This window comes from Floricoccus tropicus (assembly GCF_001832905.1).
GTDB classification, from domain to species: domain Bacteria; phylum Bacillota; class Bacilli; order Lactobacillales; family Streptococcaceae; genus Floricoccus; species Floricoccus tropicus.
The window spans coordinates 176,011-189,878 of record NZ_MKIR01000001.1; the positions used below are offsets into that span (position 1 = coordinate 176,011).

The 13,868-nt window shown below is 29.5% G+C and carries 11 protein-coding genes; 2 read left to right on the forward strand and 9 right to left on the reverse strand.

Going from position 1 to position 13,868, the window contains the following annotated elements:
• Positions 1-46 precede the first annotated feature (46 nt).
• The 4 genes from BG261_RS00880 to BG261_RS00895 all read right to left on the reverse strand — a co-directional run bounded on the left by BG261_RS00880 (position 47) and on the right by BG261_RS00895 (position 6,056).
• A complete protein-coding gene (locus BG261_RS00880; RefSeq protein ID WP_070791276.1) occupies positions 47-2,260 on the reverse strand; it encodes a DUF262 domain-containing protein in 2,214 nt (737 codons plus the stop codon).
• Complete coding sequence (locus tag BG261_RS00885; RefSeq protein ID WP_070791278.1) at positions 2,244-4,037, reverse strand: DUF262 domain-containing protein; 1,794 nt, start codon at positions 4,035-4,037, stop codon at positions 2,244-2,246. Before BG261_RS00885 ends, BG261_RS00880 begins: the two co-directional genes overlap by 17 nt.
• Positions 4,038-4,309: 272 nt before the next feature.
• On the reverse strand, positions 4,310-5,263 hold the full coding sequence (locus BG261_RS00890) for a helix-turn-helix transcriptional regulator (RefSeq protein WP_070791280.1): 954 nt from the start codon (positions 5,261-5,263) through the stop codon (positions 4,310-4,312).
• On the reverse strand, positions 5,256-6,056 hold the full coding sequence (locus tag BG261_RS00895; protein ID WP_070791281.1) for an LD-carboxypeptidase: 801 nt from the start codon (positions 6,054-6,056) through the stop codon (positions 5,256-5,258). The genes BG261_RS00890 and BG261_RS00895 overlap by 8 nt, the downstream gene beginning before the upstream one ends.
• A gap of 154 nt (positions 6,057-6,210) precedes the next feature.
• On the opposite strand from BG261_RS00895, the gene BG261_RS00900 reads away from it, so the two are divergent.
• Complete coding sequence (locus BG261_RS00900; RefSeq protein ID WP_070791284.1) at positions 6,211-7,248, forward strand: DUF4947 domain-containing protein; 1,038 nt, start codon at positions 6,211-6,213, stop codon at positions 7,246-7,248.
• Positions 7,238-7,828: a TFIIB-type zinc finger domain-containing protein gene (locus tag BG261_RS00905; protein WP_070791286.1), complete on the forward strand. Its 591-nt coding sequence runs from the start codon at positions 7,238-7,240 to the stop codon at positions 7,826-7,828. The genes BG261_RS00900 and BG261_RS00905 overlap by 11 nt, the downstream gene beginning before the upstream one ends.
• A 162-nt stretch (positions 7,829-7,990) precedes the next feature.
• Here BG261_RS00905 and BG261_RS00910 read toward each other — a convergent pair whose 3' ends face one another.
• The 5 genes from BG261_RS00910 to BG261_RS00930 form a co-directional block, all read right to left on the reverse strand.
• The gene (locus BG261_RS00910) at positions 7,991-8,494 is read right to left on the reverse strand and encodes a cupin domain-containing protein (RefSeq protein WP_070791288.1); all 504 of its coding nucleotides are present in this window, start codon (positions 8,492-8,494) and stop codon (positions 7,991-7,993) included.
• A 204-nt stretch (positions 8,495-8,698) separates the two neighbouring features.
• Positions 8,699-10,279, reverse strand: a complete 1,581-nt coding sequence (locus BG261_RS00915) for an ATP-binding cassette domain-containing protein (protein WP_070791290.1) — start codon at positions 10,277-10,279, stop codon at positions 8,699-8,701.
• A gap of 431 nt (positions 10,280-10,710) precedes the next feature.
• Positions 10,711-12,069 (reverse strand): 23S rRNA (uracil(1939)-C(5))-methyltransferase RlmD, encoded by a 1,359-nt coding sequence (rlmD, locus tag BG261_RS00920; protein ID WP_070791293.1) that lies wholly within the window; start codon positions 12,067-12,069, stop codon positions 10,711-10,713.
• 68 nt (positions 12,070-12,137) lie between these two features.
• On the reverse strand, positions 12,138-12,419 hold the full coding sequence (locus BG261_RS00925) for a MazG-like family protein (protein WP_070791295.1): 282 nt from the start codon (positions 12,417-12,419) through the stop codon (positions 12,138-12,140).
• 116 nt (positions 12,420-12,535) lie between these two features.
• Positions 12,536-13,855 carry an LCP family protein gene (locus BG261_RS00930; protein WP_070791297.1) on the reverse strand — a complete coding sequence of 440 codons (1,320 nt, stop codon included), beginning with the start codon at positions 13,853-13,855 and terminating at the stop codon, positions 12,536-12,538.
• Between the last annotated feature and the right edge of the window lie 13 nt (positions 13,856-13,868).

The following is a 13,868-nucleotide window of genomic DNA, read 5'->3' on the forward strand; positions in this document are numbered from 1 at the left end:
TCCTTATTCTTTTTGTTAATTATACAATAAAAACTTAAAGTCATTATTAATTAATTAACTTATCTAATATAGAGACGACTTCATTTTCATTCCCTTTATATGTATATCTATGATTTTCATGAAGTTTAAGTCCATTATTTCTTGGAATCCTTTCATTCCATAAATTTAAGGAAATGCTTAAGTTTTCAGGATTACGGTTGAATAATATCAAACAATATTTTTCCTCAGATTCATCATACTTAACATCAATAGCAATTTCATCATGCAGAGTTATACACGCTACTCCTTGTCTGTTTTCTGAATCTCCAGAATAAAATTCGAAACTTTTACCCTCAATGCCTTTGCCTTGAAATGTGTCTCTTAGTTTTTCGAATAATAAAATGGTCTCGCAGTTACTGTACCTATATGCTTGAACTCGATCGTTTGTTTCTATTAATACCTTTTTGTCTTTAATAAAAATTTTATTTTTATTGTCCATATATCCAAATAAATTTGGATGCTTTATTAATTTATAAAACTTACTTTCCTCGTCAGAAAAGTTATTAATTGTTTGTTTGAGTTTATCGTCATTCGCATGTAATTTTAAAAAATCAACTATTTTTTGATTATCATGAGAAATTATCTTTAACCATTCATTTCTAGCATTAATATCGCCTCCTAATAAATATTCATCAGGTGCATTGTTAGGACGCCCTCTTACTTTACCTGAAGGTATTGGATATATATTCTCGTCATTATTGTATGCTAAAAGTGCTCTTCTAAAAATAAATGTATTGTTTTCATCATTAGAAATAAAATTATGAAAATTATTGTAAAAATTAATATTTATTTCTACCCAATGACCATCTAATATCAAGTCTCTTATTCTCCCATTAAAAAATTCAATAGATTCTGCTTTAACAAACTTAATTTCTAGATTTGGATCCTCAAGAATAGCTTTTGCTTTTTCTATCTCTTCGTTTACTTGATCTACAGCCAACGAGCTTTTTATTTCGGCGTTACTTGCTAGAAACCCATAAATGTTATGAGAATGTTGGCTTAATTCATTAATGAGTCGTATTGCACCAATCATTGATTGAACATTTGTAATGTCAGCATTATAAATAATATTGCATGATACTCGCATCCATCTTTTGAATGATTCTTCATTTATTTTTGATTCATATAAATAATTACTAATTGCAACAAATACCACTCTATTAATCTGTGTTAACGAAGAGATCAATCCATCAGACTCTGATTTTTTATCATTATATCTCGGAATAAAATGAAATTTTGAAACAAATTTGGGCAAAAATTCTATCAAGTTAGTTGAATTAAAGTTATCTAGTATATTGGAAAGCTTTTCTATACTTTTCTTAGTTACCATATTTTTGATTGACAAGAAACTATCAGAACTATAAGCTTTCTTAAATATTTCGCTATCTTCGATTTGTTTTGCTGACAAATCAGAATTAATTATCCATTCATTCAAGAAGAATCTTGACAAAAATGCTAAATATATCTCATCAATTTCATGATTAACAGAATGATTTTCCCAAAATATATCTGTCCAAGTTGTGTCAATCTTTTGTGAGATTATACTCAATTCGTCATCGTTGTAATTCAAATTATTTTTACAATGTTCTAAAAAGTCTGCTTTAAAGTTTTCAAAGGGCGTCAGCGCCTTGCCTCGAGAATTCATCTTCAAGTACAATTCCTCAGGTTGACCCAACTTATCAATTTCCAAGAAAGAAAAAGTTATTTTATTTAAATCTGATAAATTCAGATTGGGATAATTAGATTTTTTTTCATCAATGGTCTTAATCATTGAAAGTATACTTGATATTGTTGGATCATACTTCCAAGAGTTATAAAACCATTTTACATCCATTTTATGGCTCATCTCATCAATATCATTTACTGACCACTTTTTGCTAATAAGAGCTTGACAAAACTCTCTAGAAGAAATTCTTGTGTCATATGTAAAATTTGAAAACCAGTCAGGCTTAGAATTATTCTTTGATAAGTAAACAGCAAATAACCAAAGAATTGTTATTCTTTGTTGTCCATCTAAAACAGTCAAAATCCCATTTTCTTCTTTTCCATAAATAAAATCTAAATTTATACCATCTCGTGACATTGCCATATATAAATCATCAACAAATTTTTCTCGTTTATCTTTCACCTCTTTACGACCAAAGGCAAAGTCCCTCTGTATTGCAGGAATCTCAACTTTATATTCTTTTAATAATTTTTCTAAATTATATTTTGTAGTCATTTTCTTTCTCCATAAAAGTTTTCAAAGTATCTCTTATTTTTTCCAAATAGCATTCTGCATCACTATCTTCCCATGTGATATTATTTATATTCAGTCCAGAATAATATTTAAGAAAGACGTTTTTGGTTGCTGGCAAAATATAGTTTCCTTTATTCTGGTCAATATCAACTTCAATTATTGTTTTAACTTTTAATGGAAACGGTTTATTTCCATAGCTACGATTGGTATTTTCATCTAATAAGCATAGATTTCCTAGACTATCTACATCATCAAGCCTCTTATTGTCAGTTAAATTGGAATAAAATTGTTCAAAAATATCATCTGTTCCAAGATCCCTATACTCATATTTGTTCAATTCTTCATTAAATAATCCTGATTTTTTGATCTCATCAAGCCACTTTTCTCTTTCAATTTTATTTAATTTGTCAAATTGACTATGGGGAGAAACATGTTCAATATCATAATCTGATGACCTAAAATCATCAAATCTAAATTTAATTTTATTATCAATACATGTCAAAATGTTAAAAAATAATAAAGTCTTATATACCTCTTTATCACCATATGAAATGTCATCAATCTTTTCTAGTATCTCATATACATTTGTTTCTTCAACAAAATTTAAATTATCATCTAAATATTTATAATAATAGTTTGAAATCTTATTTTTTTTCTTATCAATCTGATTTAAAAAACCAATTAAATGATATGTTTTGAAATCATCATACCAGTCTTCTAATGTCATAAAACATTGCTTTACTTGTAACCAAAGTATATTTGCTATTTCATCCATATTTGGATTTTCAATATTTAATTGATTTTCAAAATAAGAATAAAAATTAGATGACTTTGCAACTATACTCAATATATAATCAATTCTTGGCTGATCTGTTTCATCTTGTCCTAACCATGCCCAAAAATTCTTATCTCTTAATTTTCTTTCAATCCTATCCCACTCAGTTGAAATTTCAATAATTGAAAGCTTTGCTTTATTATTAGAAAAATTATTTGTCTTTAAAAATAATCCTTTTACTAATTCTGATTCAACTAATGAAATTTTCCCTGCATTAAGTCCAATAAATATTCTTTCAGAAGAACGTTCGTCTCCAGCTTGTGTGGCATTATATTCAATAAAAAATGCACCATAATTTTCATTAATTAAATATTCATACCATTTTTGTTTTCTTTCTTCATCTTCTCCCAACCAATCCAATGCATTTTGAAAAGCATTATTCATATGGTAAAAATCAATATTTTTATCTGCTAAATTTGAATCAAATATATAATCTTTTAAAAATTCCTCACTTCCAATTGAATCATCATTTTTTCCTATTCTAGTTTCATAAGATAATGAATAGTTAGCACTTTGATTAATAACCTCTAGAGCTTTCAATGCTTTCAAAATAATATAAATACTGGTTAAGCGCTGCTGCCCATCAACTAAATCATAATCATACTTATTCGTATCGTTTTTCTTTAACACTATGGGTTGAAGGCAATATTTATTATTTTCACTAGTAGGTAATTTTGATTGTATTTCCCCCCACTCCCAAATATCATTCAACAAATCTATTACCTGCTTCTTTCCCCAACGATAGCCTCGTTGATAGGCAGGTATAAGATATCTTATAGGTTCAGAAATTATATCTTTAACATTTCTAGTTAAAATAGGCTCATTTGGCGATAAATTTCCAATTAATTTCCCATCTTTAAAAATTTCAACTTGCTCTGTAATTTCAGGCCAATTGTTTATATTTTCTAAATGTAATTGCTTCATAAATTTTACTCCGTTTTAAAATTTTTTAAGTACAATAATTTTTTCTACATCTGTAATTAAAATATCTTAGAATATTTTTAGCTTAATAATTATTAAAAAGTTATGCTATCTACCATCCAAACTTATCTACAACTATCCTTTGGTTCCTAACATACCTATTTGTAGTAGTTTATATACTATAAAGGGTTATCATAATTTTAAATTATCAATTGATAAATATATTATACATCATTACATAGACATATATTGTCTATCCAAAGAAAAAAGACTGCTTAGCAATCATTTTCTTCATACTTATTAACGAATTTTTGGAAAAATTCTCTAATTTCATTAACTAAAAAATCAGGATATAAAACTTTTAATCCTTCTGACTGACTAAAAATCCATCGCATTAAGCCAGGAGTGTATTGAGTTTCAAACTCTAATATTGTTTTACCATTATTTTGAGATAGTATTCTAGCATTAGGAAATTGGTCTTGAATAATCGTTGGATCGTAATTAAACTCTACTTTTACTGTGATTTTTTTCCCCGAAAATGCGTCAACTTTTAGATTTCTATTATCTCCATCGCGATATTTATTACCATATGAAATATTTGGTTTGATATCATTAACTTTTTCAAAAGATATTATTCTATCAATTTTAAGAGTTGGATGTCGTTCCCGATTGATACTTAATGCCTCTATATAAAAATAATGAGAATCATAATAAAGTGCCATAGGAAAAATTTTATAAGTTTGTTCTTCTCTATAAGGGCTCTTATAGGTAACATTTATCACTTCCTCTTTTATTATAGATTCAGATAAAGCCCATATTTTATCAATTCTATCTTCCTCACAAGTTATCGGAACATAGTTCAGTTTTTCACTTCCAATAATATCAGTTATTTCTTTTTTCTCATCCTTAGTAACCAATGAAAGTAAATTATCTATTAACTTATCATTTTCTTTTTTATTAAAAGCACGATTTTCTAACAATATTTTAATAATAACAAGGATATCTTCTTTTTTTAATACAGATTTATCTGAAATAAAGTACGAATTATTCTTTCGTTCTAGTTTTGAAGAATAATTTGATTCTTCTTCAATAAACTGCTCAATTAAACTAAAATCTCTTTGAATTGTCCTCTCATCTTTTTTGAATTCTCTACATAGTTCTTTTTTACTCAACTGAATTCCTTTATTGAGTCTTGTATATAATTTTAAAATTCTTTCTTGACTATTCATTTCTTATTTCAATCTCTTTCCCAATCCAAATTGCTTTTGAATCTCTTGAATGGCCGATTTCACAAGTCTTTGCTATTGGCATATTTGGACCCACAAATTTTTGAACAAGTTCGGTCATATCAGGACTACAATTCTCCTTCTCCATTTCTGTGAATGTTCCAAGGATTATTCCGTTAATCTTTTCGAAAACTCCCATTGAACGCAGCTGAGATAGATAAGTAATCATCTGAGGAATTTTCCCTCCCAATGATTCTATCAATAAAATTTTTCCATTCATTTCTGGAATGTATTTTGTACCTGCAAGTTTTAGGAAACAACGAATATTACCACCAACAACGGTTCCTTCAATACCTTGACCTTGAATAATTTCAAATTTGGGTTTAAAAAGACTATCAGGTTCACCGTGCAAAATATTCTTTATTTGATATAGAACGCTTGATTTGCCAGTCTGGCTGTAAATTGCATTTATTACTGTAGTCAGATCACTGTAGCCCCAAAAGACTGCCTGACTTTTCCTAATAATTTCAAAATCCAGGTAATCAAGAATTTCATTTGCCATGTCACCACCAGAAATATCATAAATATCAGTAACATCTGGATTAGAAAAGAATTTCATAAGTTCATCAGCACGTTCTTTTCCACTGCTCAAAAGTTCATCTTCTTGTTCATAAATACATTTACTAATCAGTAAATTTCTACCATCATTTCTTAAAAGCTCAAAAAGTTTTTCATTTGACTCTTTAGATGAAAGACTTAGTGGATTTGAACATGCTACAATTGCTATTGATTTCATTGGACTCCTTTCAAGTAATTTTCTTCATTATACTATTTTTAGAAATTATCAGCTAGAAAGATTATATATTGAAAATAAAATTATATTTTCTCTTGTAGCAAGAATATGTAAATGATATCATTATTTAAACTAATTATGTTTGATGGGGAGTTTTATGGACAATTTCAATTGTAAATATTGTGGTAGTAATCAATTTAAGAAAACCAAGATAGGTCAGGAGTGTTTATATTGCCATGCCGTCTACGAAAACGATAACGATAGTAACGAAATATTTATAAAGAATCACAAAAGTCAAAAAATAAATAAAATATTCCTTTTCATTGTTGGATTGATTATCTTTATTTCAATTACTGCTTTTGTATTTAGTAATTTAACAGATTTTAATTCACATAAAGATAAAGTAACTTCAAGCTCTACATCTTCTTATAAGAAGACAACTAGTGATAGTTCGAGTATAGATATAAAAACCGATTACGATGATAATCTGCTAAAAAATCCTGACCATAGTGTTAAAGTAGCTGAGCTCTCTTTAGTACAATCTGAAATTGATTTAGCACGAGCGTCAGTAAAAAAATATGGTGGCGACGATACTAAAAAATTTGAAAAATTATTGGATGAAGCTCAAAAAGAGCATGACGAACAAATAAAAAATAGAGTTGTAACCCCACCTAAACCTGATATGATCATTGATAACCCCGACTCTGAATTTTCAATTACAACTTATTATAGGGAAGGTGGATCTCTTTTAGCATATAATGGTGACTACAATCAATACACTAGTCAAGATATAATTAATTTATGGAGGCAGCCGGATAAAGTAATTACGGATTCAGATAAGATAAAAAAAAGTTTATCAATAGATTTTGGAGAAAATAAACATCCCAACAACTATGAAACTAAAGTACTCCAAGAGCAATGGAAAGGTGGAAAAATTACTTGGCGTGAACTTAGATCATTTATTTTACAGATAAATGATAGTGCATATGGTACATACTCTAAAGAGTTCGTATACGAAAGTCAGGGAAAACCAAATGTATATTTTGAAAATGATAATGTTTCCTATGTAACTCCAATTTTGAGATATGTATACTTTCCACGACTTCCTGAAAAATATCCAAAAGAGGGACTCGGAAAGTATCCTGATGATTTTCCGTCAAACTATGGAATGGACGGATATTATCATGAAAAATAAAGAATGTAGAAATTGTGGAAGTACTCAATTTCACGAAAAAGATGGAATATGGTATTGCGATTATTGCAAAACACCATACCCTATCCCAATAATTGAGGAATCTAAATCAGTTGAATTTTCTCCTATAAAAAATAAAGTATTCATTCCTAAATCTATCGCAATATTTCTTTTAACGACTATCTCCGTTTCATTCTTTATTTTAGAAAAAAAATATAATTTGAAGTATACTGAAACAATTGATACGGCCCCATCAACTCATATTAATTTAGGTATTGGAGAGTCGAGTGAAAGAAAATTTCCCAGAAAATGGACACAAGAAATATATGATGATATCAGAATAGCTAGGCAAAAATATGATTCAAAAACAGGAAAATATATTTTTGATGGTGGTGATAATTACAAAGATTTAAAAAAAATTGTCGGTGCTCCATCAAACAAAGAGGTACAAAAAGCCGACTATGGTTATCCTGAAAAGATATATGCTACTTGGAATAAATCTGAAGATAATACTTTAAGTAAAGCAATATATGTAACTTATGATGCAAAAACATTTATGATTTTAGATAAAAGCATTTTCTAAAAAACAACCCCAGTTCCCTTGATTATTTAATCTTAGGAATTAGGGTTGTTTTAGTTTCTAATCATGGTTAATTTTACTTTTTAATATTAAATTACTACTAATCTTTGATATTTATAAAATTAAATATATTGACTAGAACGTATATTTACGAATATCATTTTCTTATTTATATATTTTTTCACCTGTAAACTTTTTAATTTCCTCACTAATATTTGGAAATCTTTTTAACATTTCATTTTGCTCACCCAATATGAAATCTTTTTCCATATAAGAAGGCGACATTGTTGTTCCCATCAATGTATATCCAAAAGCTCCACCATTCTTTATTCGAGCACCTTGCCATGTATTTTTTCTGATTAAAACCTGAGGAGTTTCCCCATCCAATAGATTAATTCCTAGCTTACTGATTTTATGTTGACCTGTTTTATCATCAATCTGAAGAATTTCAACAGCATCACCATAATAATAATGCCATATTTCATCCGCCGAAAGTTTATGCAAATGTGAAAATGAGTCTTTTGTTAAAAAATAATATATTGCTGAGCCACACCTTCTATTTTCATAAGTTTCTTCGCTAAGATATGTTTGAGCAACTAAACCTCCCTCATTTACTAAAGGAACTAAGTTTAGTCTAGAAATAATCTCGTCAGTTGTCATTTTATTCATTAAAATTCTCCTAAATACTATTAACTAAATCTTAATATATTAAAGTTATTAATACAATGAAATTTTAAAACTAATATTTTTTCACAAAAAAAGGAATGCTGTAATGCACTCCTTTTATTATTTATTCATTGAAAAGCAACAAGACTACTGCTAAAAAAGTTACTACTCAGTTCTTTCAATTAGAAGTTCTTTGACTATATTATTTTATAACTTAAACTTATCTAAGTTAATTATTTGATCGTATCTATCTTCATCGTCAATATGATGAGCAATTTCCAAAACCATAACTGGCAATGAAAATAGTAATTCACGAACCATTTTTCCATTCGTAGGATCCAGTGCTGCCGTGACCTCATCAGCAAGTAAAATTTCTTTTTCACGAATTAAAAATCTTGCTAGCTCAATTCTTACTCTTTGACCACCTGATACATTTTCACCATTATTATAAATCTTAAAATTTAAAATATCATCTATTTCGTTATCAAGTTTTACCATTTTTAAAACTTCAAGCAGTTTTTCATCCGAAAACTCCTGTCCCAAAGATAGGTTATATCGAATAGTATCATTGAAGAGAAATGGCGATTGGCTAATCATACCTACTTGTTTCCTATAATCAGTTAATTGTTCTTTTTCTGCATCAAAACACTTTATCTCGCCTTCATCAGGAACCTCCAAACCAGCAATTATTCTAATCAGTGTTGATTTTCCAGAGCCACTGGCACCTTTGATTAAAACTTTTTGTCCCGAGGAAATATCAAATTTAAATTTTTTAAACAGTGTCCTGCCATTATATTGCTTACTTAAGTTTTCAATCTGTAAAGATGCAATCTTTCGAAAATCATCTTCAATTTCCTTGTTGTCTAAAGGAATGGCTAATACGTTAAAAACTTTATCTGCTACTGCTTTTGCACCCTGTATATAAACGACATTATACATGATAGTTTGAATTGGACCAACTAGTTGATTAGAAGCAATATACATGGCTATAAGACTTGCAATTGGAATGGCGTGACCTTTCATTGCAAAATAAAATCCTAAAACTAAGGGAAGAACTTGACTTAGAAAAACCATAAATCCATTACAAAAGAAAATAAAATTATTAGTAAAGTTAAATTTTTGTATTGCTCTATGATAAAGTGAATTTGCTTGATATATACGTTCACAATCTTTTTCTAAGGCTTGATTCATTAATAATGTTTGAGAACCATGAATGCTATCAGATACTTTTGCATGCACATCACTTCTCTTAGTAGACATTTCGTCGCCAGTATTTTTTATTTTATTATTAAGTATGGCTTGAGGTATTGGACGTAAAATTGTAAAAAAAACAAATATTAAGCCCAAAATAAAATTCTGAGAAACAATATATATTGATATAATCAACGCACAGAAAGCCCACCCAATAGTATCAACCATAGGTGTCAAATAACTATCCCCTAAGTATTCCATATCTTGAGTCAACAATGTAATTTTTTCATCATCACTATAATCTCTATTAATCATTAATCTTTGGAATAAGGCTGAACGGATGTTCATTTGAATTTCTCGTTTAAAAATATTACGGGTATGATTACAAAATAGCATTAAGCTATATAAGATAAAATAAACAGAAAAGCCATATATAGCGAATTGGAAAATTTTCTGATAGGTTAGATTTCCTTGATCTAAGGAAAGTGCTCTGGATACTATTAAAGGTGAAGCAAGTGCCAATCCACCATTTGATATTGCACCAATAATTGTTAAAAATTTTGTTTTCTTATCTAAATATTTGAAAATCGAATACATTAAATCTCCTCTGAATAGTTAGCCACTAATAATCTTTTCCAAACGCTCCCGAACTATATATTTATTTTTATTACTTGCATATCATTGTATGTTCCTAATAGATTATTTATTAAACACCATAATTCTTTGATATTTGTTTTACAATCATTATAAACATATTAAATAGTTAAGTCAATTAAAATCAGAAAAATATGATAAATTTTGAAAATTCGAAAATTAATTTTATAAACTTATCTTATTAATTAGAAGCAAACATATATCATCAATATAAAAAGGATAAGCAAAAAAACTGCCATATAAGCAGTTTTGATAATAGTATTTTGTTTTTTGGCAGGTAAATAATGATACTAACTCAGCCGTAAGTTTCTTCAAATCATACTTCGCTTGTGCTCGCATTCTTTGGAAACTCTGCCACGGCTAGCTCTTGCTATTTACTTCGTAAATAGAGAGACTAGCTCGACATGATGTGTTTGTGGGAATAAATCTACTGGTTGTACTTTTTGGAGTTTGTAGCCTTCTTCTTCGAATCGTAATACATCACGCGCGAATGTTGATGGATTACATGATACATAGACGATGCTACGTGCTCCTGTTTTTGTAGCTGACTTGATGAATTCTTCGTCTAGTCCTTTTCTCGGTGGATCAACAAAGATTACATCTGGCTCTATTCCTTCTTCAAGCCATCTTGCCATTGTAGTTTCAGCTTTTCCAACTGTAAAGTCAACATTCTTGATGTCATTTAATTCAGCATTTTTACCTGCGTTAATTACTGCTGATTCTACTGTTTCTACACCATATACTTTTTTAACTTTGTCAGCAACTGAAAGTGCAATTGATCCAATACCTGAATAAGCATCAATTACAACATCATCTTCTTTTAAATCAGCAAAGTCGATAGCCTTTTGGTAAAGCTTTTCGGCCATTTCAGTATTTACTTGATAAAATGATGGTCCTGAAATTTGGTATGTATTACCAAGCATTTGGTCTTCAATATATTCCTTACCATAGAGAACAAACCAATCTGGTCCAAATAGTGCATTTCCATGACTTTCATTAACATTCTGCATAATAGACACGATGTTAGGGAATTTCTCAGTCAAGGCCTCAACAATCTGGTCGATTCTGAAAATCTTTTTCTTAGTAGTGATAAGAGTCACCATGATCTCACCAGAATGATGTCCACGTCTTACCATAATATTACGGATAAGGCCTGTCTTGTTGATTTCATGGTATGGTTTGATGTCAAAGCGACGTAGCAAGTCACGAGTGTAGAGAACCACTTGATCGATTTCTTTATCTTGGATTAAAAAGTCTTCTACTGGTACTAGGTCATGAGAATTTTTTCTGAAGAATCCAGTTTCTGTTTGTCCATTAACTCGACGAACTGGAATTTGAGCCTTATTGCGGTATCCAGTGTTATTTTCAGTTCCAAGAGTATCCATTACTGTGATATCGTTCTTCTTAGCAACTTTTGAAAGTACTGTTTCAACTTGCTTTTTCTTGAAATCAAGCTGTGCTGGATAAGTTAGATGACTAATATCCGCAATACCTGTACGTAGGTATTGGCTATTTACATCGCCTACACGATCATCAGATTCTTTTACATATTCTTCTACTTTACCATATCCAAAGTTTTTGCCAGTTTTCATAACTCGCATTTTAATCACTTCGCCTGGAAGGGCATTTTCTACAAAGAAGGGATAGTTGTCAATTTTGGCAACTCCTGCGCCTTCATGTGTTAAATCAATTACTTCTACTTCGACAATGTCGTTTTTATTAAAATTATTCATAACTATATTGTACCACAGAATAAAACAAAAAAGTCTCTTGCTGTCTTATATAAGAACTCTATTTATCACTATTGTTTTTCACCATCATTTTTATAGACACGTTTTTCATTTATTTCCATCTTTTTTAATATTTCGGCCTCTAAATCAACTTCTAACATTTCTGAAATTCCTAACAAGAATATAGCAACATCTGCTAGTTCTTCTTTAATATTTTCCTCATCATCCTTAAGCCATGCTTTGAAAAGTTCGTTTGTCTCCCCATATAAACAAAGAAGTTCAAATTTTATATCACTTGTGTTAAAGCCATGATCTATCTTATTTTGTAAGATTCTTTTTTGTAGTTCTTTCATAAAATCTCCTTTTCTCTTATGAAAATTATATCAAAAAAACTTGCAAATAGATTTTTACATCTATATACAAGTTTCATTTTTCTAGAGTTATTATCTAATTTGGTAAAATTTTAAAATTACTCACCAAATGTATCTTTTAATTTTGCTTTATATTTGTCAAAATCAACTAATAATGCGGCACCACCATACTGATCTTGAACATCTTGCCAATCACCTAATTCAGGAACTGTATAACTTTCAACACCTTTACTAGCATTCAAAATTGCTGGTATTCCTTTAGTAATTACTGTAGTGTTTGGTACATTGGTAGATGTCAAGGCTTTAATTGTCCCGATAGCACTAGGTCCTGTGAATAGAGTTGCTGGATTTTTAGCTTGTGAGATTATAGCTTCGAGAACTTGTTGTTGACGTTTTGTACGGCCAAAGTCTCCTTCATCATCCTTGCGGAAACGTGCATAGTTAAGCAGTGTTCTTCCATCCATACGTTGCTTCCCTACTTTAATAGTTTGTTTTGGATCCAAATTATTCGGCCCATATCGAAGATCATCTGGTACTTCAACCTGCTTAACTTTTTCTCCATCAACAGTAGAAAATTGTGCATCAATTTTTACACCTGCTGGGAAAAGTGAATCTATTACTTCTGCAAAACTGCTAAAATTAACCATTGCATAGTACTCAGCATCAACACCAAAATTCTTTTTAATTGTATCTCTTGTTAAATCAGCACCTTGGTGATCATTTTGTTCACCCAAATTATAAGCAAGATTTAACTTACTATCAGGATAGCCTTCTGAGCTATACCCTGGAATTTCAACAAGTGTATCGCGCATGAAACTAACAATTTTAACTTTCTTATCAGGTCCACCAATCTGTAACATCATCATACTATCACTTCTAGCATCATCAGTAGTTTGATAATCACGCTGGTCAGTTCCAAGAATTAAGATATTTGTAGCTCCATTCTTAGATTTTTTCCCATTAAATTTTTCAACATTAAAATTGGCAGTAGGAAGATTTTTCACTCGAAAATATCCATATGCAAAAAATCCAATAATCAGAAGTAATATAATAATTATAAAATTTCTTAATTTATGTAAAAAAGATTTCTTTTTCTTAGGTTTTTTTTGTTTAGATTTTTTTTCTTTCTGTGGAACAGTATTATTTAACTTCTCAGGTTTCTCTTCCTCATAATTAGCTTCTGACACATAACTCTCTTCAAATTCTGATTCCGATTGTGTACTAATAGTCTTTCGAATATTTGGTTGAGTCACTTTTCTTCTATCATATTTATGAAGTTCTTCTGATTTATATCCTTGAGTTTCCATTTCTTTTGCTTCAAGTCTTTTGAGTCTCTCCAGCTCAATTTTTTCATTATCAGTAAGATATTTATAGTTCTTTTCTAAGTAAGCCTTACGTCTTTTAAATTTTTGTTCCATTATTTCTATTAAC

Excerpts from the sequence above, each read along its gene's own strand:
- BG261_RS00880 (WP_070791276.1), bottom strand. The coding sequence starts at position 2,260 with ATGACTACAAAATATAATTTAGAAAAATTATTAAAAGAATATAAAGTT.
- BG261_RS00885 (WP_070791278.1), bottom strand. The coding sequence starts at position 4,037 with ATGAAGCAATTACATTTAGAAAATATAAACAATTGGCCTGAAATTACA.
- BG261_RS00890 (WP_070791280.1), bottom strand. The coding sequence starts at position 5,263 with ATGAATAGTCAAGAAAGAATTTTAAAATTATATACAAGACTCAATAAA.
- BG261_RS00895 (WP_070791281.1), bottom strand. The coding sequence starts at position 6,056 with ATGAAATCAATAGCAATTGTAGCATGTTCAAATCCACTAAGTCTTTCA.
- BG261_RS00900 (WP_070791284.1), top strand. The coding sequence starts at position 6,211 with ATGGACAATTTCAATTGTAAATATTGTGGTAGTAATCAATTTAAGAAA.
- BG261_RS00905 (WP_070791286.1), top strand. The coding sequence starts at position 7,238 with ATGAAAAATAAAGAATGTAGAAATTGTGGAAGTACTCAATTTCACGAA.
- BG261_RS00910 (WP_070791288.1), bottom strand. The coding sequence starts at position 8,494 with ATGAATAAAATGACAACTGACGAGATTATTTCTAGACTAAACTTAGTT.
- BG261_RS00915 (WP_070791290.1), bottom strand. The coding sequence starts at position 10,279 with ATGTATTCGATTTTCAAATATTTAGATAAGAAAACAAAATTTTTAACA.
- rlmD (WP_070791293.1), bottom strand. The coding sequence starts at position 12,069 with ATGAATAATTTTAATAAAAACGACATTGTCGAAGTAGAAGTAATTGAT.
- BG261_RS00925 (WP_070791295.1), bottom strand. The coding sequence starts at position 12,419 with ATGAAAGAACTACAAAAAAGAATCTTACAAAATAAGATAGATCATGGC.
- BG261_RS00930 (WP_070791297.1), bottom strand. The coding sequence starts at position 13,855 with ATGGAACAAAAATTTAAAAGACGTAAGGCTTACTTAGAAAAGAACTAT.